At 59.6% G+C, this 23730-nt stretch carries 17 protein-coding genes; 7 read left to right on the forward strand and 10 right to left on the reverse strand.

The annotated features are described in order from the left end of the window. Positions 1 to 13: 13 nt before the first annotated feature. Genes JF535_RS15640 through dcd form a run of 3 tightly spaced genes read right to left on the reverse strand, consistent with a single transcriptional unit; the run spans position 14 to position 1989 of the window. The gene (locus JF535_RS15640; RefSeq protein WP_066962752.1) at positions 14 to 199 is read right to left on the reverse strand and encodes a hypothetical protein; all 186 of its coding nucleotides are present in this window, start codon (positions 197 to 199) and stop codon (positions 14 to 16) included. Positions 200 to 202: 3 nt separating this feature from the next. After that, positions 203 to 1408, reverse strand: a complete 1206-nt coding sequence (locus tag JF535_RS15645) for a BaiN/RdsA family NAD(P)/FAD-dependent oxidoreductase (RefSeq protein ID WP_207004015.1) — start codon at positions 1406 to 1408, stop codon at positions 203 to 205. Between the two features lie 11 nt (positions 1409 to 1419). After that, entirely contained in the window at positions 1420 to 1989 is a 570-nt protein-coding gene (dcd, locus tag JF535_RS15650; protein WP_066962746.1) for a dCTP deaminase, read from the reverse strand. Positions 1990 to 2336: 347 nt separating this feature from the next. Here dcd and imuA point away from each other — a divergent pair, with 347 nt between their 5' ends. From imuA to JF535_RS15665, 3 genes are all read left to right on the forward strand, one after another. Next, complete coding sequence (gene imuA, locus JF535_RS15655; RefSeq protein WP_242524052.1) at positions 2337 to 2981, forward strand: translesion DNA synthesis-associated protein ImuA; 645 nt, start codon at positions 2337 to 2339, stop codon at positions 2979 to 2981. 130 nt (positions 2982 to 3111) lie between these two features. Continuing rightward, a complete protein-coding gene (locus JF535_RS15660; protein WP_207004019.1) occupies positions 3112 to 4617 on the forward strand; it encodes a Y-family DNA polymerase in 1506 nt (501 codons plus the stop codon). A gap of 38 nt (positions 4618 to 4655) precedes the next feature. Next, positions 4656 to 7754 (forward strand): error-prone DNA polymerase, encoded by a 3099-nt coding sequence (locus tag JF535_RS15665; RefSeq protein ID WP_207004021.1) that lies wholly within the window; start codon positions 4656 to 4658, stop codon positions 7752 to 7754. 91 nt (positions 7755 to 7845) lie between these two features. On the opposite strand, the gene JF535_RS15670 is transcribed toward JF535_RS15665, so the two are convergent. The 4 genes from JF535_RS15670 to arfB all read right to left on the reverse strand — a co-directional run bounded on the left by JF535_RS15670 (position 7846) and on the right by arfB (position 12326). Continuing rightward, complete coding sequence (locus JF535_RS15670; protein ID WP_207004023.1) at positions 7846 to 9048, reverse strand: pyridoxal phosphate-dependent aminotransferase; 1203 nt, start codon at positions 9046 to 9048, stop codon at positions 7846 to 7848. Next, positions 9045 to 10499: an amidase gene (locus JF535_RS15675; protein ID WP_207004025.1), complete on the reverse strand. Its 1455-nt coding sequence runs from the start codon at positions 10497 to 10499 to the stop codon at positions 9045 to 9047. The genes JF535_RS15670 and JF535_RS15675 overlap by 4 nt, the downstream gene beginning before the upstream one ends. Before the next feature lie 302 nt (positions 10500 to 10801). Next, the gene (locus tag JF535_RS15680) at positions 10802 to 11869 is read right to left on the reverse strand and encodes an Ldh family oxidoreductase (RefSeq protein ID WP_207004027.1); all 1068 of its coding nucleotides are present in this window, start codon (positions 11867 to 11869) and stop codon (positions 10802 to 10804) included. Between the two features lie 40 nt (positions 11870 to 11909). Continuing rightward, on the reverse strand, positions 11910 to 12326 hold the full coding sequence (gene arfB / locus JF535_RS15685; protein WP_207004029.1) for an alternative ribosome rescue aminoacyl-tRNA hydrolase ArfB: 417 nt from the start codon (positions 12324 to 12326) through the stop codon (positions 11910 to 11912). Positions 12327 to 12471: 145 nt separating this feature from the next. Between arfB and JF535_RS15690 the strand changes: the two genes are divergently transcribed. The 3 genes from JF535_RS15690 to JF535_RS15700 all read left to right on the forward strand — a co-directional run bounded on the left by JF535_RS15690 (position 12472) and on the right by JF535_RS15700 (position 17829). Then, positions 12472 to 14457, forward strand: a complete 1986-nt coding sequence (locus tag JF535_RS15690; RefSeq protein WP_207004031.1) for a BCCT family transporter — start codon at positions 12472 to 12474, stop codon at positions 14455 to 14457. 296 nt (positions 14458 to 14753) lie between these two features. Beyond that, a complete protein-coding gene (locus tag JF535_RS15695) occupies positions 14754 to 17126 on the forward strand; it encodes an autotransporter outer membrane beta-barrel domain-containing protein (protein WP_207004035.1) in 2373 nt (790 codons plus the stop codon). A 154-nt stretch (positions 17127 to 17280) separates the two neighbouring features. Then, positions 17281 to 17829 carry a GNAT family N-acetyltransferase gene (locus JF535_RS15700; RefSeq protein WP_242524053.1) on the forward strand — a complete coding sequence of 183 codons (549 nt, stop codon included), beginning with the start codon at positions 17281 to 17283 and terminating at the stop codon, positions 17827 to 17829. A gap of 123 nt (positions 17830 to 17952) precedes the next feature. Here the strand turns inward: JF535_RS15700 and JF535_RS15705 are convergent, their stop codons facing one another. From JF535_RS15705 to JF535_RS15715, 3 genes are read right to left on the reverse strand one after another with little or no spacing between them, the layout of a single operon-like run. Then, on the reverse strand, positions 17953 to 19653 hold the full coding sequence (locus JF535_RS15705; RefSeq protein ID WP_207004037.1) for a sodium:solute symporter family protein: 1701 nt from the start codon (positions 19651 to 19653) through the stop codon (positions 17953 to 17955). A gap of 3 nt (positions 19654 to 19656) precedes the next feature. Further along, positions 19657 to 19989: a DUF4212 domain-containing protein gene (locus tag JF535_RS15710; protein ID WP_207004039.1), complete on the reverse strand. Its 333-nt coding sequence runs from the start codon at positions 19987 to 19989 to the stop codon at positions 19657 to 19659. 47 nt (positions 19990 to 20036) lie between these two features. Next, a complete protein-coding gene (locus JF535_RS15715; RefSeq protein ID WP_207004041.1) occupies positions 20037 to 21359 on the reverse strand; it encodes a DcaP family trimeric outer membrane transporter in 1323 nt (440 codons plus the stop codon). A 255-nt stretch (positions 21360 to 21614) separates the two neighbouring features. Here JF535_RS15715 and acs point away from each other — a divergent pair, with 255 nt between their 5' ends. Next, complete coding sequence (gene acs / locus JF535_RS15720) at positions 21615 to 23597, forward strand: acetate--CoA ligase (RefSeq protein WP_207004049.1); 1983 nt, start codon at positions 21615 to 21617, stop codon at positions 23595 to 23597. Positions 23598 to 23730 lie beyond the last annotated feature (133 nt).

A 23730-nucleotide genomic window follows, 5' to 3' on the forward strand; every position in this document is an offset into this window, starting at 1 on the left:
ACAGTAATTTTAATTACAGCAACTCGGTCTTGGTTTTTCCACACCGCTGGCAACGGTACTCCGTGACCAGCTTCCCCTGCTTCACATCAAACTTGCGCTCGGTGACGACCACCCACTTGTGAAACCCATCACGGCACAGACTGCTGCCCTTGTGTTTTTCCCAAGGGGTTTTGCGTTTGAATGGCAATACATCACCCATTGATCAGACCTCCCCACCGGCGGCATGGGCAGATGCCCAGGCCCATTGAAAATTGAATCCGCCGAGCCAACCGGTAACATCCAGTACCTCACCGATAAAATACAGCCCCGGCTGCTTCATGCTTTGCATACTGCGCGACGACACCTCGTTGGTATCCACGCCCCCCAGGGTAACTTCCGCGGTGCGGTAACCCTCGGTGCCTTCAGGAGTCAACGTCCAGGTCTGCAGCTTCTCGCCCACGTCTTTTAATGCCTGTTCGCTGTAATGCTTGAGCGGCTTGCTATCCAGGCCGATTCTCTGCAGGAAGAACTGTACCAGCTTCTTGCTCCACAGCTCCGCCAGTACCGTGTGCAGGAAGCTCTCCTGCTTGTTACCGCGCTGTTCGCTGAGCCAGTCGGATAAATCCAGCCCCGGCGCCAGATCGAAGGTCACCGGCATACCCTCTTTCCAGTGACTGGAAATCTGCAATACCGCCGGGCCACTCAGTCCCTTGTGGGTAAACAGCATCTGCTCGTGGAAGTGGCCCTCGGCACAGCTGGCATTCACCGCCAGTGAAGTGCCCGGCAATTCCTGCTGCCGCGCCAGCGCGCGCTTGTTCAGGATAAACGGTACCAGCGCCGCGCGGGTGGGAATGATGTTGTGGCCGAATTGCTTGGCCAGGTCATAGCCAAAACCGGTAGCACCCATGGTGGGGATCGACAGGCCGCCGGTAGCGACCACCAGGGATTCACACACCACTTTCCCCAGCGAGGTGTGCACCACAAAGCCTTTCGCTTGCGCTTCATCGAGAGGCTCGATGCGCTGGATTTCACAGCGGGTGCGTATCTGCGCTTTCGCCTCGCGACACTCCGTAAGCAGCAGGTCGACGATATCCCGGGACTTGTTGTCGCAGAATAACTGACCAAGAGTTTTCTCGTGGTAGGGGATACCGTGCTTTTCCACCAGCGCAATAAAGTCCCACTGGGTATAACGAGCCAGGGCGGATTTACAGAAGTGGGGGTTTTCGCTGTAGAAGTTGTCCGGCGCCGTGTACAGGTTGGTGAAGTTGCAGCGGCCGCCGCCGGACATCAGGATTTTTTTACCAACCTTGTTGGCGTGGTCCAGCACCAGCACACTGCGGCCACGCTTGCCCGCCACCGAGGCACACATCAGGCCGGCGGCGCCGGCGCCGATGATCAGCACATCGGTCTGGGTAGGAAGGTCTGTCATTCGTGGTCAGATCAGGTCTTCGGCAGGGTGACGCCGCGCTGCCCCTGGTATTTGCCACCGCGGTCCTTGTAGGACACATCGCAGATTTCGTCGGACTCGAAGAACAGCATCTGTGCCACACCTTCATTCGCGTAGATTTTCGCGGGCAGGTTGGTGGTGTTGGAGAATTCCAGGGTCACGTGACCTTCCCACTCGGGCTCCAGCGGGGTCACGTTGACGATGATGCCGCAGCGGGCGTAGGTGGACTTACCCAGGCAGATGGTCAGTACCGAGCGTGGAATGCGAAAGTACTCCACGGTGCGCGCCAGCGCGAAGGAGTTGGGCGGGATGACACAGTAGTCGCCCTCCACATCCACAAAGCTGTCTTCATCAAACGCCTTGGGGTCCACGGTGGCGGAGTGCACATTGGTGAAAATCTTGAACTCGCTGGCACAGCGCACGTCGTAGCCGTAGCTCGACGTGCCGTAGGAAATCAGGCGATCACCCGATGTACCGTGACGTACCTGGCCCGGCTCGAAGGGCTCGATCATGCCCTCATTTTCAGCCATGCGACGAATCCACTTATCGGATTTGATGCTCACCCTTTCCCCTCACTTGTTCATTTCTGGCAGTCATTTAAAGAGGCCGAATCATAGCCGGTTTGCCCTGTGCAAAAAAGTATCACTGATTGCCGTCGAATTCAGCGCGTACAGGCCCGGTGTGGGCTTGCCGACACTGGATGACTACTGTATAAATTGCCAGTAGATACTGTATGCACATACAGCCAACCCCTGTCAGACCACCCGTGTGGAGCGAGCCAATCGTGAACAGCGCCGAAAACTTTTTGCAAAACAAGCAGTTAGCTCAGCAGGCCAGCAACGAGCCATCTATCCCCCCAGGGCAAGGGACATCAGGGCAAGGGACAACAGGGCAAGAGCGGCCACGGCCATTGCAGCAGTTGCTTGCCCGCCCGGACATCTGGCAACTGGCCAGTGGCCAGCGTCGCCCGCGCACCGGTATCAGCACCGGCTACCGCGGCCTGGATGCACTGCTGGCCGGGCACGGCTGGCCCCGTGCCGCCACCACGGAGCTTTTGGTCGACAAGGCCGGTATTGGCGAGATGTCCCTGATACTCCCCACCTTGGCAGAGCTCACCCGCCAGGGGCGCATGGTGATACTGGTCAATCCACCACACATTCCCTATGCCCCGGCGCTGGCGCAGGCCGGTGTGCAGCTGGAAAAGCTGCTGATCCTGCACCCCAGGGGCCAGCGGGATCAGTTATGGGCAGCGGAGCAGTCCCTGCAGTCCGGCGCCTGCGGCGCCCTGATCCAGTGGCAGGGCAAGGAAACCCACGCAGACAAAGACCTTCGCCGCCTGCAGCTGGCGGCGCGCGATGGCGATTGCCTGCACTTTCACTTCCGCCCCGGCTCCTGTGCACAAACCCCGTCGCCCGCGGCCCTGCGCCTGCAACTGAAAAGCGATGGCGAGCAATTGGCACTGCATTTGTTCAAACAGCTGAGCGGCAAATCCGGCCAGCGCCTGCACCTGGCGCGCAACCCGGACCTGGTGCGGCAGGACCAGCCGCTCCACTGAATCGACGGTACGCTCTCTGGTGGATGCGCTGCGCTTATCCACCCTACGCACAACCACCAGTAACAATGCCGTAGGGTAGATAAGCGCAGCGTATCTACCAATTAACCAAGCTCCGACAGGAGACTCCAACATGCTCTGGCTTTGCATACAGCTCCCGAAGCTGCCCCTGGAAGCACTGGTCCGCGCCCACCGCGCCGGCGACGATGCTCCCCTGGCAGTAACCCAGAACAGTCTGATTATTGAGGCCAACAACGCCGCCTATACGCACAATATCGAGCCCGGGCTCAGCATCGCCACCGCCTGCGCCTACTGCGCGGAACTGCAGCTGCTGGACCGGGACCGGGAGCGCGAGGAACAACTGCTGCAGCACCTGGCCCAGTGGGCCTACAGCTTTACTCCCGTGGTATCACCACGCAGTGCCGAAAGTGAAAAGAATCAGCCCGATAGCAATTTCGCCTGCCTCTATCTGGAAATCAGCGGCAGCCTCAAGGCCCACCGCGGCCTCGCCCCCCTGTTACAGCAGCTGGGCAAGGAACTGCACAAAATGCGTATCAGCCACAGCATGGGATTGGGCCACAGCCCTTCTGCCGCGCACCTGCTCAGCCAGCTACCGGAGCACCGCCAGTGGCTGGCAGAAACCCGAAGCGCGCCCACCCCCCAGCAGTGGCGGCAGTGGATCAGCTTCGCCCCCAGTAAATTCCTGGACTGCAGTCACACGGCCATTACCAAGCTGTATGCCTGCGGGATCAAGCGCGTCAGCCAGCTGCTGGCCATCCCCCTGTCAGAAGTAGGTGGCCGCTTCGGGCACAGTTTTATCGACTACCTCGCCCGCCTGAATGGTACCCGCCCGGACCCGATACCCAGCTTCGAGCCGCCGGCAGAATTTGATAGTGAACTGTTTTTCCCAAGCCCACTGGATAACAGTGAGCAGCTGCTGTTCCCCGCCGGACGCCTGGTGCGGGAGCTGTGCCGGCAGCTGCAACGCCGCCAGTTGTACAGCCAGCGGCTGTGCTGGACGCTCGATTACGGCAGCCGCGGCAGCCAGCAAGTCACGGTAGACATCTCCCAGCCGCTACTGGACCCGCAAAGACTGATCGCACTGACCAAGCTGCAGTTTGAGCGCGTAACACTGAAAGAGCCCGTGCAGGCGCTGGCACTCAAGTGCCAGCAACTACAGGCGATAGAAAGCCACAGCCTGCGGGAGGACTTTTTCGATGAAGGCAGCAAGCAGCATGAAAGCTACCAGCTGATCGATAAACTCAAGGCCCGGCTGGGGCACCAGGCCCTGTCTGCGGTCACCCTCAAGGAAAGCTACCTGCCGGAACAGGCCTGGCAGAATGCCGACAGCCTCACCCTGCACAGCAAGGCACGCGGTCATCAGCTCACCCCGGTCCATGCCCCCCGCCCCAACTGGTTGCTGTCGAGACCCGACCGCATCCAGCAACGGGACCACAAGCTGTTTTACGACGGGGAGCTGCGATTGCTCCAGGGCCCGGAGCGCATCGACGGTTACTGGTGGCAGCACCACCGCCATGCGCGCGACTACTACATCGCCCGCGGGGAGCAGGGCAGCCTCTACTGGGTGTTTCAGGACCTGACGTCAGAGCACTGGTTTCTCCACGGCGTGTATTCCTGAGCGCCGCCCGATCACTACCGAGTTTCAGACACCCCTGCATGCAGTACGCAGAGCTTTTCTGTCAGAGTAATTTCTCTTTCCTACAGGGCGCCTCGCACCCACAAGAGCTGGTGGCGGCTGCCTGCAGACTCGGTTACCGCGCACTCGCCATCACCGACGAGTGCTCCATGGCGGGAGTGGTACGCGCCTATACGGAGCTGGAAAAGCGCCGCGCCGAGGGCCACTCGCTGAAGCTTATTTGTGGCAGTTTTTTCCGGCTCGCGGAAGATCAGCAGGAACTGGTGTTACTGGCACCGGATCGCATCGCCTACAGTGAGATCTGCGAGCTGATTTCCACCTCGCGCCTGCGCGCGGAAAAGGGCCAGTACCAGACATCGCTGCAGGACGTCATCCAGTATTGCACGCATGCGCTCTGCCTGTGGCTACCCCGCGGGGAATCCCTGCAAGTACCCGACGTACTGCAACAGCACTTTGGCAAGCGCCTGTATATCGCCCTGAGCCTGCACCTGTTGCCGGGTGAAAACCTCAGGCTGCAGAAACTCCTCTGCGCGGCCGAATCCCAGCAGCTGCCGGTGGTCGCCACCAACGCGGTCCTGATGCACTGCCGCACCCGCAAGCCATTACAGGACGTACTCAATGCGAATTATCACAACTGCACTCTGGGTCAACTCGGTTACCGCCTGCAACAGAATGCCGAGCGCTACCTGCGCACCCGGCAAGAGATCGCTGCCCTTTACCCGCAGGCAAGCATTCACAATACGCTGAAAATTGCCGACCTCTGCACCTTCAGTTTGACCGAGCTGCAATACCAGTATCCCTCTGAAGTACTCGCACCCGGCAAGAACGCCAGCGAATATCTACGTGAACTGGTCGAGGCCGGCGTGCAAACACGCTGGCCCGCGGGCCCGGAACCGCGCATCCAGCAGCAGATCGAAGTGGAGCTGGCACTCATCGCCGAGCTAAAGTACGAGCATTACTTTCTTACTATTTACGACATTGTCCAATTCGCCCGCAGCCAGCATATTCTTTACCAGGGCCGCGGTTCCGCCGCCAACTCCGTGGTGTGCTACTGCCTGTTCATTACCGAAATCGACCCGCACAAAATTGGCCTTCTGTTCGAGCGTTTTATCTCCCGCGAGCGCAACGAGCCGCCGGATATTGATGTGGATTTCGAGCACGAACGGCGCGAGGAAATCATCCAGTATATTTACCGCAAGTATGGCCGTGAGCGCGCCGGCCTCGCCGCTGCAAAAATCACTTACCGGTTCAAAAGCGCGCTGCGGGATATCGGCAAGGCGCTGGGGCTCGGTGCCGCGGTCATTGAGCAGTTGCAGGCGGAACGCAGCTGGTGGGACACGCTGGATGACTTTCCGCAGCAGATGAAAAAAGTGGGGATCGCCCCGCACAGTACTGCCGGCCGAATGCTGCCAGTGCTGCTGGAGCAGATTTACGGTTTCCCGCGCCACCTTTCACAGCATGTGGGTGGTTTTGTGATTACCGAGAGGCCACTGAGTCAACTGGTGCCCATTGAAAATGCCGCTATGGATGAGCGCACCATTGTGCAGTGGGACAAGGAGGACATTGAAGACCTGAAGCTGATGAAGGTGGACATCCTCGCACTGGGCATGCTCACCGCCCTGCGCAAATCCCTCACGTATATGGCGCTGTATGGAAACAGGATGCGCCTGCGCGATATCCCGCCGGATGACCCCGCCGTTTATGAAATGATGTGCCGCGCTGACACGGTGGGGGTTTTCCAGATCGAATCCCGCGCACAGATGAGCATGCTGCCACGGCTACAGCCACGGAAGTTCTACGAGCTGGTGATCGAGATTGCCATTGTCCGTCCGGGGCCCATTCAGGGTGGCATGGTGCATCCCTATCTGCGCCGCAAGCAACAACTGGAACCCGTGGTGTACCCCCATGAAAACCTGCGCCCGGTACTGGCGCGCACCCTGGGGGTACCCATTTTTCAGGAACAGGTGATCAAACTGTCCATGGTGGCCGCGGGCTTCAGTGGCGGTGAAGCCGATGCCCTGCGCCGCGCCATGGCCAGTTGGGGCAAGAACGGCAATCTGCTGCAGTTTCGTGAAAAACTGATCAACGGCATGCTCGCCAACGGCTACACCCACAGCCTGGCGGAGCAGCTGTTCGAACAAATGAAGGGGTTTGGCTCTTACGGTTTCCCCGAGTCCCACTCCGCCAGCTTCGCCCTGCTCGCCTATTTTTCGGCCTGGATCAAACACCACCATCCCGCCGCGTTTTACTGTGGCCTGCTCAACAGTCAGCCCATGGGGTTTTATGCCCCGGCACAGCTGGTCTACGACGCCCAGCGCCATAACGTAAAAATATTGCCGCTGGACGTAAACTACAGTGGCTGGCACCACAGCCTGGCACTGGCCGACAAAGAAAATGCAGAGGAACAGGCAGATACCAGTAGAGGCCCGGCTGTACGCCTGGGGATGCGCCTGATCAAGGGGCTGGCCGAGGAATCGGTAGAAACCATTGAAGCCGCACGGGTACAGGGGAATTTCCAGTCCCTGCAGGACTTCACCCGGCGGGCAAACCTCCCCACCCGGCAAAACGCCATCCTCGCCCATGCCAACTGTTTCTACAGTATTGCCGAAAACCGTTTTCACAGTACCTGGCAGGCACTGAACAACCAGCTGGAGCATACCGCGCCAACCCAGCACCAACCGGACACCGGGCAGGAAGACAATATCAACTGCGATTACCAGAGTACCGGCCTGACGCTGCGCGAGCACCCGGTAACGCTGTTGCGCAAACAGCACCGCCTTGCGGGAATCGCGCAGGCCTGCGATCTGGCCAGCCGCAACGATGGTGAACGAATCCGGGTCCTCGGCCTGGTCACCTGCCGCCAGCGCCCAGGCACCGCGGCCGGGGTTCTGTTCCTGACCCTGGAAGATGAAACCGGTGTAATCAATGTGGTGCTCTGGAAGCCGGTACAGGAGCGTTACCGCAAAGAAATCCTGCGCGGAAAAGTCTTGCTGATAGAAGGTCATTTACAAATCAGTCGGGACACGCAGGCGCAGCAATATAGTGTGATCCACCTGATTGGAAAAAAGATCGACTGCCTTGCCTGGAAGGCGCTACAGCATGTGCGGAGTTTTCATTAAAAGCGATACAAAGTGCGCTCGCTTGTCCCCCTGACTCGCTTGCCGCCCCTAAAAGGGAACAGGCCAATCACACAAAAAAATCAATCGATAACTAGACGCTGAAGTCCTGCTTTTCCATCCACGGAATAATACGTTCGAAAGCCCGTTCGATATTTTCAATGGACGTGGCGTAGCTGAAACGCAACGCATTGCGGCTGCTCTCGCCGAAGGTATCACCGGCAATGGTGCAGACGCCGGTTTCCCGCAACAGGCGCAATGCCACATTGTTGCCGTTTACCCCTTCGGGCAGGGCGGGGAACATATAGAAAGCCCCCTCCGGTATATACCCTTCCAGGTACGGGGTTTGATCCACCAGCTCCACCAGACGGTCGCGACGTTTCTTGTAAGTATTTACCACATCGGTCACAAAGCGCCGGTCGCCCCTGAGCGCGGCGACGCCCCCCCACTGACAGGGTGTATTGGCCACCGTGGTGGTGAACATATGGTAGCGGCGCAGTTTGCGAATGGCCCCCTGGCTCGCTATCAACCAGCCAACCCGCATACCCGCCATGCTGAAGGTTTTGGAGAAACTGCTCATGACCATGACATGATCGAGATCCGAGCAGCAGGACAGTACGCTGGCGTAATCCCTGTCGTCGTAAATCAGGTGATCGTAGACCTCGTCGCTGATCACATAAATCCCGCGGTAGGCCGCTTCCTGCACGATGGTTTCCACGGTCTCCCGCGGGTAAACCGTACCGGTGGGATTGCTGGGGGAATTGAGAATGATCGCGTGCGTGTTGGTGTCGATCGCATCGATCACTTCCTGCGGATCGAGTTGATGATTGTTTTCCGCCCGGGTGGGAATGTATTTGACCTCGCCACCGTTCATCCGGATCAGCGGCGCGTACAGCATGAATGACGGGTCCGGCACGATAAATTCACGCCCCGGTGCAGACACCGCGGTCAGCGCCAGATACACCGCTTCCGTGGCGCCGGTGGTGATCAGGATATTTTCCGGACTGAGCGTACGCCCGGAGCGCTCGCCGTAATAATCTGCCAGTGCATCCAGCAACTCCGGCAGCCCGGCGTCCATGGTGTAACCGGTCTGGCCTGCGTTCAGTGCATCCACGGTGGCCTGTACCACGTGCGGCGGTGTGGGCGCATCGGGCTGGCCAATGGAGAGATGGATCACGTCCTCCATGGTGGCCGCCATATTCACCATTTTACGAATACCCGGCACCGGGATGGTGAGCAGTGCGGGGTTCCATACCGGATCTTCCGATTCGTAAAAATCAAAATCCAGCCGACTCATGCATCCACTCCTGTTGCCGCACCCTGCTGCGCGTCTTCATAAAACAGGCGCGGACGCTTGTGGGTCAGCGGCGCCGCCAGCTGATAAGCCTGGGCCGCACGCAATACCGAGCGATCATCAAAGCGCGCCCCCACAAGCTGCAGGCCGATGGGCAGCCCGGCGGCGCCGAAACCACAGGGCACCGAGATCGCCGGTTGTCCGGTCATGTTGAAGGGATAGGTAAACGGCGTCCACGAGGGCCAGCGGGTACTCGGCCAGTCTTCCGGCACTTCGCGACCGGCAGTGAATGCGGTGATCGGCAAGGTGGGCGTCAGCAGCAGGTCGTATTTATTGTGGAAGCCCGCCATGCGCTCACTCAGGGCGGCGCGCTCATTGGTCGCCTCCAGGTAATCCAGCATGGAAAGTTGCGCGGCTTTTTCAGAAACGGCCACCAACTGTGGGTCCATCAGCGCACGCTGCTTTTTGCCGATCGTGCGCAGTGCATTGGCCGCACCGCCATAAAACAGGTGCCCGAATGCCCCCAGAGGATCATCAAAGCCGGGGTCGACCTCGGTCACTTCCGCACCCAGCGACTGCAGTTGCAGTGCGGCGGCTTGCACCGCCTGTGCGATTTCCTTGTCCACCTGCACGTAACCGAGGGTGGCACTGAACGCGATATGCACTCCACGCAGCAAGTCCTGTGGCTCGCCTTCGATTGCCGCCAGGTAATCGATGTTGCGCCGGGGTATGGCATTGATATCCCGGTAGTCAGGCTCGCTCAGCACATTCATCATCAGCGCGCAGTCTGCCACCGTCCAGGTCATGGGGCCCGCATGAGCCAGGGTGCCAAATGGGCTGGCGGGCCAGTGCGGCACTTCACCAAAACTGGGTTTCAGGCCCACAAGACCACTGAATCCGGCAGGGATACGAATAGACCCACCGGCATCGGTTCCCAGCGCCAGCGGCCCCATGCCCAGCGGCACCGCCGCCGCGCTACCACCGCTGGATCCGCCGGCGGTTTTATCCGGGTTCCAGGGGTTGCGGGTGACACCATCCACCGGGTTGTCGGTCACGCCCTTCCAGCCGAACTCCGGCGTGGTGGTTTTCCCCAGTGGCACCGCGCCATTGCGATTCAGCGCGGCAACACACGGCGCTTCCTTGCCCAGTGTGGATTCAGGGTCGATGGTGTTGGAGCCCTTGATGGTGGGCCATTGTGGGGTGAGGAAAACATCCTTGATGGCGACGGGCACCCCGTCGAGCGGTCCGACGACATCCCCTTCCAGATAGCGCTGCTCGGACTCTCGCGCAAACGCCAGGGTGGTTTCCGGGTCGACCAGATTGTAGGCGTTGACGACAGGATTACAGCGTTCGATTTGCCCGAGCATCGCCTGGGCCGCCTCCACGGGAGAAAACCGTTTCTCCCGGAACCCATCGAGCAACTCCATCGCAGACATGCTGAGCAATTCTTTCATGGCTATCTCTCCTGTTGAACGACGCAATCCTGTCGTCTTCTGTTTTTTGTTCTCCGGTTATCCCGTTAGCCGGCCCGCCTACTCCGTTTTTTTAACACCCGGGACTTGATGCCCAGATAGCAAACGCGCGGACCCGGCACCGGAGCCAGCTTTAGGTCGTCCCCCTATCCTAGTCCTGCATGGCGCCTTTTTCCCGCTGCGGGCGCAAAGTCACGTGGAACAATACGCCCCGATTTCTGCTGCGCAGCGCGAGGGGCCACAATGCCGTCATCCGATTACTCGACTGCAATTCACTGGCCAAGTCACTCCTGATCGGTAATGGGCGCCGGCATGTCACGGTCGTGCTGTACAGCGAGTACCTTGAGATCCTCCTCGATGGTGGGATACAAGCGCACCCCGTGCGCCAGCTGATCTTGCCGCAATGCCCAGGCGCGCTGCCCCGGCACCCGCACGCCGCCCGTCGCGTCACTATCGGGCGCACAGTCGCCCCACAATGTGGCCAACGCGCGGGTCTGCCGCAAAAAGTCCTGCGGGGCACCAAAGGCACGCGGGTCAATGATTTGCAGGAATACCGAGTTTGCCTCATCGTCATCCTGGGTATTGTCCGCGCGCCCGTAGCCACTGAGCCCCATCGACAACACTTCCAGCATGGCGGACAAGGCTGCGCCCTTGTAACCGTGGTCCGCGCCACCCACCGGCAGGATGCTGCCACCATTGGCAAATGCCGCGGGATCGTCCGACAGATTGCCATCGCTATCTTTCAAATAGGCAGCGGGCAATTTCTTGCCCTCGCGTTCGGCGCGCGCCACATAGCCACCGGCAGTGACCGACATACTGATATCAAACAGCAGAGGAAAGTCACCGGCAGGCGCACAGAAGGCGATGGGGTTCGCGGAAAACAGCGGTTCTTTACTGCCCTGCGGTGACACCGTGCGTTCGGCCGGTGTGGAGCAGGTGAGCAGTGCTACACAATTCTTCTCGATGATCTGCGGTAAATAGGCCGCGAGGCAGGCGATGTGCTGGCTGCGGCGAATGGTCGCGGTCACCACTCCGTATTCGCTGACGCGATCCAGCGCCTGCCCAATCGCCTGATTCAGCACCCACGGCCCCGGTAAAAAATTCGCATCCCAGTTGAAGCAATTACCGCGATCCTGCAGCACCTCCGGCTCACCATCCAGGCGCGACACGCCATCCTTCAACCATTGCAGATTACTGGCAACCCGGTGCAACCCGTGGGTGGTAAAACCCATGAGATCTGCCTGTAAAAATGTATTCGCCATGACGTCTGCGCGCTCGCGGGACAGTCCCGTTGAAGCAAACAGATCACTGGCAAACTTATGCAACGCATCGGCGTGATAACGGGTAGACATGAGCTCTCCTTGGTAAAACGAACCGGGCTTTATTGTCGGTTTATGTATCGGAAACTTTTCCGCGCATGGATTTAATCTGTCCACGCCGGGACTTGCTCTGCAAACGGCGCTCTTTCGAGCCCCGCGTCGGCTTGGTTGGCACGCGCTTTTTAGGGGTTTTCAGTACGCCAGCGATCAAGGCCTGTAAACGCGCCAGCGCATCCTCGCGATTTTTTTCCTGCGTGCGGAAGCGTTGCGCCTTGATCACCACAACACCATCGGCCGAAATGCGCTGGTCACGCAGCGCCAGTACACGCTGCTTGATATCTGCGGGCAAACTGGAAGCCATCACGTCAAAGCGCAAATGAATGGCCGTGGCGACCTTGTTGACATTCTGCCCGCCCGCGCCCTGGGCGCGCACCGCGTTGACCTCGATTTCGGTATCGGGCAACTGGATGTGTTTAGAAACAATCAGCATGAAGCACTCTCTGAATATTCACACATAGCCTAACTTGATTCATCGGCTATGCTCAAACTATCCGGCGTGGGTTTCGCCCGGACCCATCACACATTCCGCAACATCGACACCAAGTCCTATTTGAATCTCTGGGGAAAACTGCGCAATGGACAAGGCAAAAAACGTGGACCTCGCCCGCTTCAACCCGCCGGTATTCTATTCGGCAACGGCGGTTCTGCTGTTAATGGTCGCCTACGCCGTGCTTGCGCCGGATAACGCAACCGCCACATTCAAGGCCATACAGTCCTGGGTCGTGGTGCACATGAGCTGGTACTACGTGATGGTGGTCGCCATCATTCTGATTGGCACCATCATTATTGCCATGTCGAGCTTTGGTGAGATTAAGCTGGGGCCCGATCACGTTGAGCCCGATTACGATTTCCTTTCCTGGTTCGCCATGCTGTTCTCCGCTGGCATGGGGATCGGCCTGCTGTTTTTTGGTGTTGCAGAACCGGTGATGCACTACCTGCAGCCGCCGGTGGGAGAAACCGGCACCGTGGAGGCCGCGCGCGAGGCCATGGTGATTACCTTTTTCCACTGGGGTTTTCACGCCTGGGCCATCTACGCCATCGTCGCGCTGATCCTCGCTTACTTCAGTTACCGGCACAAACTGCCGCTCACGCTGCGCTCGGCGCTCTACCCCATGTTCGGTGAGCGCATTTATGGCCCTATCGGCCATACCGTGGATGTGTTTGCCATTGTCGGCACCGTGTGCGGGGTAGCCACCACACTGGGCTACGGCGTGTTGCAGATCAATTCCGGGCTCAACCATCTGTTCGGACTGCCAGTGGGGTCTGGCGTTCAGGTGGCGCTGATTGTGGTCACCACCCTGCTCGCCACCGTATCGGTGGTATTGGGGCTCGATGCCGGGATCAAGCGACTATCCCAGATCAATATGGCGCTGGCGGGTATCATGTTACTGATGGTGCTGCTGCTGGGCAGCACCGTTTACCTGCTGCAGGCGTTTGTACAGAACTTTGGCAGCTACCTGTCAGAAATAGTCGGCAAGACCTTCAACCTGTTTGCCTATCAACCCACCGACTGGCTGGGTGGCTGGACCATCCTCTACTGGGGCTGGTGGATGTCCTGGTCGCCATTTGTCGGCTTGTTTATTGCGCGCATTTCCCGCGGGCGTACCATTCGCGATTTCGTCATCGGTGCCATGCTGGTACCGGCAATGATCACCATGCTATGGATGACATTTTTCGGGAATTCCGCCATCCACATGATCCTCAACGAAGGACTGACGCAGCTAGGGGAGGTGGTCGCCAAGGATCAGTCGGTCGCCCTGTTCCAGTTCCTGGAGCAGTTCCCCTTCTCCGCCGTATTCTCCTTTGTGGCGGTGATCATGGTGATCGTGTTTTTCGTCACCTCCGCGGACTCCGGTGCACTGGTAGTCAACATGCTGTCCTCCCACGGGCGCGACGACACCCCGCTTTGGCAACGGATATTCTGGTGCTTCCTGATTGGCGTGGTTGCTATAGCACTGCTGCTCGCCGGCGGGCTCGGTTCTCTGCAAACGGCGGTGATTGCCAGTGCACTACCTTTCTCCGCCATATTGCTCATTGCCATGTATGGGCTGGTAAAAGCCCTGCGCACGGAGACCGCCAAGCGGATCACGCAGAGTGCGCCGGTGGCCCCGATCAGTGCCCGTAACCCGGTGGTGTGGCAACGACGCCTGAAAAATGCCCTGCAACTGCCTTCGCTCGCGGAAGTGCAGGAATTTATCGAAGAGACCGGACACCAGGCACTGCAGGAATTTGCCGAGGAAATGGAAAAAAATGGCTACGAGGCAAAGGTTACAAAGGGCGAAAAGCACTCCGTTCAAGTGGAAGTACTGCACGGGGATGAAGTGAGTTTTGTCTACGGCCTGCACCCCAAGGCCACGGTAAAACCCGATGCCGCCAACCCTGAGCAGGAACTGAGCGACGACCGCGACGAAGGTTCACCCGATGTCTATTTCCGCGCCGATGTACATCTGTTTGAAGGCGGTCAGGATTACGATGTCATGGGCTGGACCAAGGATCAGCTACTCACCGACATGGTGTCCCAATACGAACGACATCTGCAGTTTTTGCATACCCTGCGCTAGCGCGGTAAAACGGCCACCTTCGTGACCCAATCCGGCAGCTGGTTTCCAGATTGACGCCAATTTCTACGGATGGCGCCTGAACCACTGCCTACGGCAAATAAAAAGTGACCGGTCAGGCACATTTAGTTTTGACGCATCATTCAATCTCCCCCTCAGCTCGGTTAATATCGGACAGCCCCTGGTGCTTCAGGGACCAAACCGAATGAAACGCCCAATAAAAATAAAGACGCGAGCACAGCATATAAGCCTCTCATGGCAACAAATAACACTGTGCGTAGCGATGTAAGGAGATCAACATGCCCAACGCCAAGCGCAGCCTGGCGGCAGCCATTGCGGTAGCCACCCTGTCCTGCGGCCTGAGCGCTACCGCTTCTGCCGACGACTCGCCCTTTTCCCAAGTAATTGCATTCGGTGACAGTCTCACCGATGTTGGCAACGCTGGCGTTTTCACCAGTGGTGATGACAAGCAAGCCGCCATCAGCCTGCTCTCGCAAAATCTCGGTCTCGGCCCGGTGACCCCATCGTGCGCCGGCCTGAACCTGTGCCTACCGGAAGTGGACCCCACGCTCTCGCAGGAAGAACTGCTGGCGTCGGCCGAGGCCCAGGTGCGGGCTGCACTACCCAATGTGGGCGGCGGCTGGGCCGTGGGAGGCCACCGCGCGGCGGACGTGCTGCTGAACATACTCGGCACCCGCGGCTACCTGGAATATCTGGCAGAGCAGGGCCTTACCCTGGACGTCAATACGCATAGCTTCGTCAGCGCACTGCTCCCCGACCCCACCCGCGAAACCGCCACCGGCCTGTACGCCAACCTCGACCTGCTCGGACTGCTGCTGCAAGGCCCCGCCGTTGTTGAGCAACTCCGTGCCGGTGCAGCGCAGGCGGCAGCCGCTGGCGATGCCGCCACCGCCGCACTATTGACCGCCCAGGCCGATGGCCTGCAGGCACAAATCAACGCGGCGCCGGGCCAGATCGTCGCGGACTCGGGAATAACCGGTAACCCCCACCCGCTGGGCCTAGGGTACCTGGAGACCGCCAGCGGTCGCGCAGACGGCAAGGCGCTCTACTGGGTCAACGGCGGCGGCAATGATTTGCTGGCCGGATTCACGGCCTCCCTCAGCGGCGCCATGACCGCGGAGCAGTTCGGCGCCCAGGCGGGGCTCGCCGCCTCCATGCTGGCGGATGGCGCCGAGGCGCTATCGGACGCCGGCGCCAACTACATTCTGGTATCCAACGTGCCGGACATCAGCAATACCCCCGGCATGTTCGCGGCTGTCAGCCAGGCGGTCGCCGCCAGCCCGGAAGCGGCCCAGCTGGCCAATGCGGTAGCGGCAGGGCTAATGACCCAGGAAGATGCCGACGCACAGCTGGCGATGGCCATCGATGCCACCCTGGCGCAGGCCAGTGACGCGGTCACCCTGTTCAACACCACCCTGCTGGCGAACGCCGGGGACATCGATGGCGTTCTGATGGTGGACATGGAGGGCATCGTCAAGGTCAGCCTGGCCAACGCGGCGGCGTTCGGATTTTCCGGCGAGTTTGACCAGAACACCCTGTGCTTCTCCGGCGATGGCTGTATCGAACACCCGATTTATGGCCAAAATGGCACCGCCCCGGATGCCGACCAGCTGATTTTCAATGACTCGGTGCATCCTTCCCAGGCCGCGCAGCGACTGCTGGGCGACTACTACACCGCCGTGGTGAACGCCGCACAGGTTGCCGGCCAGCTACCGGACATGGGCCTGCAGGCGTCCCGCGCGCACGTGAGCGCACTAGAGGAAGGCTTTGCCGGCAGCCGCTACCGCACCGCGGAAACCGGCGTATTTGTCAGCGGCGTATTCGGCAACAGCGACTACGACAACAACCTGGCACCCTCCGCCTCGGGCGATGCCACCGGCAGCTTGATCGGCGCTGGCTACGCATTGCGCGACAACCTGCAGCTGGGTTTTGCCGTCAGCCGGTCTGACCTGTCGCTGGGCAACGACCGGAGCGATATCGACTCCACCTCCACCAACTACAGCCTGTATTCCCGCTTCCACGGCCAGGGCTTCTTTGTGGACGCCAGTGCTACCGTGACCGACGTGGACTACGACCGTATTGGCCGTCAGCTGCAGCTGGGTAGCCAGTTCAACGAGATGCTTATGGGTGAAACCGGCGGCGAGAACACCACCCTGGACCTCACTGCCGGTTTCAATATCTCCCGTAGTGACGCCCGCTTTGGGCCCTTCGCCGGTGTGACCAAGGTCACCGCCGAAGTGGACGGCTACACCGAAGCAGCACTGGACGGATTTACCTACACCGGTGCCAGTGGCGAGCAACTAGATCCGTTCGGGATGAATTTCGGCAGCCAGGAGCGCCGCTACACCACCATGCGCTTCGGTGCCTTCGCCGACAAAGCCTGGGGTAACGTGAGTGCCTATGGCCAGCTGTGGTACGAAGACACCACCGGCACCGAGAATGACTCCCTGGAAGTGGGGATTAAATCTATGACCGGTAACATGAACGCCATGCCCAGCTACGCCAGCAAGGACAGCGGACTGTTTGCTGACGGTGCCGGCGCCTTGGTCGGATTGCGCTGGCAGGCGGCGGACGCCATCGCGGTGAGCGCCAACCTCACCACACGTCCGAGCTCCGAGCACGGTTCCGTGAATGTGACCTATCGCTTCTGATTCTGGCCTGCTTAGTGCTATAGAAACGCCCACTTCGGTGGGCGTTTTTTTTGGTGAGCCAAACAACACCTTCCCCAACCGTGTACACTCGCTGGATTATTCCCGACACACTATTCCCGACGCACTGTTATCGGCACACTGTTTTCGGCACATCATGTCCCAGCTTCCACCGCACATTCCGTCCGGCCAACTGCCAACGATCACCACAAAACGCGTGCGACTGCGCATGCTGAGCGACAGCGAAGACGACGCGCGCTTTACCCTCGCCCTGGTGAATGACCCCGACTTCCACCGATTTATCGGCGATCGCGGCGTTCGCACCCTGCAAGATGCCCGCGACTACCTGCGGCGCGGCCCCATTGCCATGTATCAATCTCATGGTGTGGGCATGTACTGCGTAGAGCGGAAGGATGGCACCCCGATAGGCCAGGCGGGCCTGATTTGCCGGGAGGGCCTCGACGCGATGGACATCGGTTTTGCCTTTCTCCCACAGTACCGCGGTTGCGGCTACGCACGCGAAGCTGCGGAGGCGGTGATGGCGTGGGGAAAAGCCGAACTGGGGCTCGCGCGCATCGTTGCCATCGCCGCACCCGGCAACACAAGCTCCATTCGCCTGCTCGAAAAGCTGGGCCTGCACAGAGAGCAAGCCATCACCCTGCCCGGCAGCGAAGAGGAACTGCTGCTGATGGGCTGGCAGGTATAGGTCTGCCGATTCGTTCGTGCCGCACATCCACGGCCGCTACCAAACCTCTATACGTCACCAGGGGAAAACGCAAAAAGGCGGACCCGGGGGCCCGCCTCTTTGTGCTTGGTCGTTTAAAAAGGTTTAGTGATCGGTGGCCGCACCCGCACCCTGCGGGAAACGAATGCTCTCCACCATGTCCTGCACTTCACCGGGCGCTTCGCGGGTGACCTTGGCCACCACAGCCGCCACCGCAAAGTTGATCATCATACCCAGGGTACCAATACCTTCCGGGGAGATTCCAAACCACCAGTTTTCCGGGGTATTGGCGGCCGGGTTGATGAACTTGAAGTAACAGATGTAGGCCGCGGTAAACAGGATGCCAGACACCATACCGGCAATCGCCCCTTCCTTGTTCATCCGCTTGGAGAAGATCCCCATAATGATCGCCGGGAAGAAGGACGAGGCCGCAAGCCCGAAGGCGAAGGCGACCACCTGCGCCACAAAGCCCGGTGGATTGATCCCAAGGTAGCCGGCGATACAGATGGCCACCGCTGCCGCACCGCGGGCATACAGCAGTTCCTTCTTCTCGCTGATGTTGGGCATCAGGTTACGCTTCAGCAGGTCGTGGGAGATGGAGGTGGAAATCACCAGCAGCAGCCCCGCAGAGGTGGACAGTGCAGCGGCAACACCACCGGCAGCCACCAGTGCGATTACCCACGCCGGCAGGTTGGCAATTTCCGGATTCGCCAGCACCATGATGTCGCGGTCTACCGACATTTCATTGCGCTCGTCACCGGAGTAGAACATCTTGCCGTCGGCATTTTTGTCTTCCCAGGTAATCAGGCCGGTTTCTTCCCAATTGGTTACCCAGCTGGGCGCTTCCGCATGGGCGGTGCCCTGACCATCCGGACCATTGATGGTGTCGATCATGTTCACCCGTGCGAAGGTGGCAACCGCCGGTGCAGTGGTATACAGCAGGGCAATGAACAGCAGCGCCCAACCGGCCGACTTGCGCGCGTCACGTACCTTGGGCACGGTGAAGAAGCGCACGATCACGTGTGGCAGACCCGCGGTACCCACCATCAGGGCCGCAGTAATAAAGAACACATCAATGGTACTTTTGGTGCCCGAGGTGTACTCCGCAAACCCGAGCTCCGTCGAGAGGCCGTCAAGCTTGTCCAGCAGATAGGTGCCATCCGACAACATGCCACCAAATCCGGTCTGCGGCAGCACGTGCCCGGTCATCATGATGGAGATGAAAATGGCCGGCACCATGTAGGCGAAAATCAGCACGCAGTACTGGGCCACCTGGGTGTAGGTAATACCCTTCATACCGCCGAGCACGGCATAAAAGAACACAACACCCATGCCGATGATAACGCCGGTAATAATGTCAACTTCGAGGAAGCGGGAAAACACCACACCCACACCGCGCATCTGACCGGCCACGTAGGTGAAGCATACGAAGATGGCACAAATCACGGCCACCGTACGTGCCGCCTGGGAGTAGTAGCGGTCCCCGATAAAGTCCGGCACGGTAAATTTGCCGAATTTACGCAGGTAAGGCGCCAGGCACAGGGCCAGCAGTACATAGCCACCGGTCCACCCCAGCAGGTACACGGCACCGTCGTAACCCATAAACGAAATCAGGCCCGCCATGGAGATAAACGAGGCCGCCGACATCCAGTCCGCCGCCGTCGCCATGCCGTTTGCCACCGGATGCACACCGCCGCCGGCCACGTAAAAGTCGTTGGTGGAGCCGGCGCGCGCCCAAAGTGCAATGCCGATATACAGCACAAAGGTCGCGCCGATAATAAGGAAAGTAAGAGTCTGGACGTCCATGGCTTAGTGCCCTCCCTGCAGCTGTTGCGCTTCCGGGGCGGCCTGCGGCTGGGCCGCTTCCGCAGCATCCTCGTCTTCGTATACGTCGTACTTGTGATCAATCTGATTCATTTTGTACACGTACACGAAAATCAGTACGAGGAAGGTATAGATGGCACCCTGCTGGGCAAACCAGAAGCCCAGTTTGAAACCGCCCATGCGAATGGTATTCAGCTCTTCGACGAATAGAATGCCGCATCCGAAGGACACCACAAACCACACAACCAAAAGACTGAACATCAGTCTCAGGTTCTCGCGCCAATAGGCCTTGGCGTCCTGCTTGCTTTTGAAACTCATCGCTCATTCTCCTCAATTATTCTTAAAAAATTTGGCGATCGACGCCCTCAGAATACGTACTTGACCGAGAATTGCATGCGCTGCATTTCCCCCTGGTCATCGCTCAGCAGGCCGCTGGCATTCTCCACTTCTTTACTGGCGAAAATGTACTCACCGCCCAGGGTCATTTTCGGAACTGGCGAATACATCAGGTTCAGGTGCAGGCTCTGGTACGCGGACGGGGTCATATCGGAGACCAGTGCCGGGTTATCCGCAGCCGTCGCGGAGAGCACCAGGTTGCTGCGCCACTGGTCATTCCAGAAATGCCGCAGTGCCACATAACCACCGTGCTGGTCGATCAGCTCGATACCCCCATCTACCGGGTCGATGATGCCACCGCGGTAACTGTTCAGTCCCAGGTAGCGGCCCAGCGCATTGCCGTAGCTGTACATAAAGCGCAGATCATCGCGCCCCAGCTGCCACTTGCCCGCCAGACTGATGGCGTAGCCCTGCTCAGATTCGTTACTGCCATCGGCGTGGTCATAGGCCAGCTCGCGGCTCATGGAGGCGAAGGAATAGCTGAGATCACCGATACGGTTGTCATAGCGCAGGATCAGATCCGGACGGCTGTTATCGTCGTAGGGGTTCTCGCTACCGTTGTAGAGGGTGGTAGCCGGGTTTTCCGCGGCAACCATCACCTTGCCACTGCCCAGTCCGTGGGTGTAACGAAGTTGCGGCTGACGCTCGAAAATCGTGCCCACCGGGCCGACAAAGTCCAACCCTTCCGGTAGTGTGCCCACGTTAAAAAATGTGGACCAGGTTTGCCCGGCCAACAGCGAGCGGTCGCCGTCCATCTTCCAGTTCACATAGGCGTGGCGCAGGCGCTGGGCGTAGGAGTTGCTGATGCGCTCATCCCCCTGCCCACCCGCCATGGCGTCAATTTCGATGTGGGTGTCCACACTGCCCGCACCCGCTTCGGTAGAAGATTTGAAGAACAACCGGGTGGACTTTGCATGGGCGTTGTAGTGCACCTCGCCACTTTCCCCGCCGATGGGGATGGTCGATGGCACCAGGAAATCTTCACCAACGCCCGCGGTGGCAGAGCGGCCATCGGAGTAGTCACTGAAGATACTGTCCAGCTTTACGTATCCGCCAATCTGGATATTGGTTTCACCAAAAGTAGTGGTTTTGGGCGGCTCCGGATTCTCCAGCGTTTGCGCCTGCTGGCTGGCCGCCAGCTGGTCAACCTGCGCCTGCAATTCGGCAATACGCTGTTGCAGTTGTGCCGCGGTGGTCTCTTCCGACTCCGCCGCCAGTACCGAGAGTGAACCTGTCATCGCCGCCAGCGCCACCGCGCTGGCAAGTTTGTGCTTTATTATTTTTCCCGACATACCTTTTGTCCTTGCGGTTGTTTATTGGGTTTGCAGCGAACACCCCCAAGCAAACAACGTTGCGGCGCACATGGGTATTAACCATTAGTCTAAATGCTCCCCGAACTCGACTAATGTCTAGGTGCCTCGCGGGGATATCCGGAGACTGAACACTCTCCGCCCCTGCACCTGCCCCGCCCCGCGCCTTTCGACTTTTGTCTAATACGACCTGACGCAGCCCCAGTGCCAGAATGCACAGCATAAGAATCTGCACTGATGAGAGGCCGAATCGTGACCAGCAAACCGGAATCTACCCCCAACGTCTATCCAGTACCCGCCCCCTATGCGGCCCACACACTGCTGGATGAAGATCGCTATTTCGAGCTGTACAACCGCTCCATCCAGGAACCCGACGGATTCTGGCGCGAGCAGGCCCAGCGTATCGACTGGATCGCTCCCTTTACCCAGGTTCAGGACACGTCCTTTGCGCGGGACGACCTGCATATCCGCTGGTTCGCCGATGGCAAGCTGAACGTGGCCGCCAACTGTCTGGATCGCCACTTGCACGAACACGGCGACAGCACCGCCATCCTGTGGGTCGGTGACGAGCCGGGAGTTTCGCGGGAAATCAGCTACCGGGAGCTGCACCGGGATGTGTGCCGCTTCGCCAATGGCCTCAAGAGCCTTGGTGTCAAGAAAGGGGATGTGGTCACTATCTACATGCCGATGGTGCCGGAGGCGGCCGTAGCCATGCTCGCCTGCGCCCGCATTGGTGCAGTGCACTCGGTGGTATTTGCCGGCTTTTCCCCCGAGGCGCTGGCCGGACGCATGGACGATGGCCAGTCCCGCACCCTGATCACCGCCAATGCCGGCCGCCGCGGCGGGCGCTCAGTGATGCTGAAAAACAACGTCGACCGCGCCGTGGCCCTGTGCAAGGAAACCACCGTGGACAACGTGGTGGTCTTCAATTACACCGACGACGCCACCGACTGGAATCCCGCCATCGATCGCGACTACGCCGAGCTGGTTGCGGCGCAGAGCGATGAATGCCCGGCGGAAGTGATGGGCGCAGAAGACCCGCTGTTTATTCTGTATACCTCTGGCTCCACCGGCAAACCCAAGGGCGTACTGCACAGCAGCGGCGGCTACATCATCTACGCATCACTCACCCACGAGTATGTGTTCGACTATCGCCGCGGTGAACGTTACTGGTGCGCGGCCGATATCGGCTGGATCACCGGCCACAGCTACATCCTCTACGGACCGTTGGCCAACGGCGCCACCACCGTCATGTACGAGGGGGTACCCAACTACCCCGACGTCACCCGGGTGGCGCAGATCATCGACGATCACAAAATCAATATTCTTTACATCGCCCCCACCGCCATTCGCGCACTGATGGCCGAAGGCAACAAACCGGTCGCCGGGGCGAGTCTGGAAAGCCTGCGACTTTTAGGTACGGTGGGCGAGCCCATCAATCCCGAGGCGTGGAAGTGGTATCACCGCACCTTCGGCCGCGGACAGTGCCCGATCGTGGATACCTGGTGGCAGACGGAAACCGGCGGTGCCATGCTCACGCCCCTGCCCGGCGCCACCGCCCTGAAACCCGGCTCGGCTACCCGCCCGTTCTTTGGGGTGCAGCCGGCGCTGGTGGACAACGAGGGCAACATTCTCGATGGCGCCGCCGAGGGCAACCTGGTGCTGCTGGGCAGCTGGCCGGGGCAGATGCGCACCGTGTTTGGCGACCACCAGCGTTTTATCGATACCTACTTCAGCACCTTTGAGAATATGTACTTCACCGGCGACGGTGCCCGCCGCGACGAGGACGGTTACTACTGGATTACCGGGCGCGTGGACGACGTGCTCAATGTTTCCGGCCACCGCATGGGCACCGCAGAACTGGAAAGCGCGCTGGTGGCCCACGAGGCCGTGGCGGAAGCGGCAGTGGTGGGTTACCCCCACGACATCAAGGGCCAGGGCATTTACATCTATGTCACCCTGAACAGCGGCATCGAACCCAGTGACGAAATGCGCATTACCCTGCGCGACTGGCTGCGCGCAGAAATTGGCCCCATCGCCACACCCGATGTGATTCAGTGGGCGCCGGGCCTGCCGAAAACACGCTCAGGCAAGATCATGCGCCGTATCCTGCGCAAGGTGGCTGCCGACGAGTGTGACCAGCTGGGTGACACCTCGACCCTCGCGGACCCCGCTGTGGTGGACAACCTGGTGGCCAACCGCGCGGCGGCGACCGCCTGAGGCACCCCGCACCATAAAGCCAGCAGCAGGCCCCGATAAAAAATAACAACAGGAATCGGCGGGCTTTTCCCGGTAAACTTTTCACCCAACACGCACATCGGGTGGAAAACCCGGGAAAATCCCGTCGATAAGG

The organism is Microbulbifer salipaludis, assembly GCF_017303155.1.
Taxonomy (GTDB): Bacteria; Pseudomonadota; Gammaproteobacteria; order Pseudomonadales; family Cellvibrionaceae; genus Microbulbifer; species Microbulbifer salipaludis.

Excerpts from the sequence above, each read along its gene's own strand:
- JF535_RS15640 (WP_066962752.1), bottom strand. The coding sequence starts at position 199 with ATGGGTGATGTATTGCCATTCAAACGCAAAACCCCTTGGGAAAAACAC.
- JF535_RS15645 (WP_207004015.1), bottom strand. The coding sequence starts at position 1,408 with ATGACAGACCTTCCTACCCAGACCGATGTGCTGATCATCGGCGCCGGC.
- JF535_RS15660 (WP_207004019.1), top strand. The coding sequence starts at position 3,112 with ATGCTCTGGCTTTGCATACAGCTCCCGAAGCTGCCCCTGGAAGCACTG.
- JF535_RS15665 (WP_207004021.1), top strand. The coding sequence starts at position 4,656 with ATGCAGTACGCAGAGCTTTTCTGTCAGAGTAATTTCTCTTTCCTACAG.
- JF535_RS15670 (WP_207004023.1), bottom strand. The coding sequence starts at position 9,048 with ATGAGTCGGCTGGATTTTGATTTTTACGAATCGGAAGATCCGGTATGG.
- JF535_RS15675 (WP_207004025.1), bottom strand. The coding sequence starts at position 10,499 with ATGAAAGAATTGCTCAGCATGTCTGCGATGGAGTTGCTCGATGGGTTC.
- JF535_RS15680 (WP_207004027.1), bottom strand. The coding sequence starts at position 11,869 with ATGTCTACCCGTTATCACGCCGATGCGTTGCATAAGTTTGCCAGTGAT.
- arfB (WP_207004029.1), bottom strand. The coding sequence starts at position 12,326 with ATGCTGATTGTTTCTAAACACATCCAGTTGCCCGATACCGAAATCGAG.
- JF535_RS15690 (WP_207004031.1), top strand. The coding sequence starts at position 12,472 with ATGGACAAGGCAAAAAACGTGGACCTCGCCCGCTTCAACCCGCCGGTA.
- JF535_RS15695 (WP_207004035.1), top strand. The coding sequence starts at position 14,754 with ATGCCCAACGCCAAGCGCAGCCTGGCGGCAGCCATTGCGGTAGCCACC.
- JF535_RS15700 (WP_242524053.1), top strand. The coding sequence starts at position 17,281 with ATGTCCCAGCTTCCACCGCACATTCCGTCCGGCCAACTGCCAACGATC.
- JF535_RS15705 (WP_207004037.1), bottom strand. The coding sequence starts at position 19,653 with ATGGACGTCCAGACTCTTACTTTCCTTATTATCGGCGCGACCTTTGTG.
- JF535_RS15710 (WP_207004039.1), bottom strand. The coding sequence starts at position 19,989 with ATGAGTTTCAAAAGCAAGCAGGACGCCAAGGCCTATTGGCGCGAGAAC.
- JF535_RS15715 (WP_207004041.1), bottom strand. The coding sequence starts at position 21,359 with ATGTCGGGAAAAATAATAAAGCACAAACTTGCCAGCGCGGTGGCGCTG.
- acs (WP_207004049.1), top strand. The coding sequence starts at position 21,615 with ATGAGAGGCCGAATCGTGACCAGCAAACCGGAATCTACCCCCAACGTC.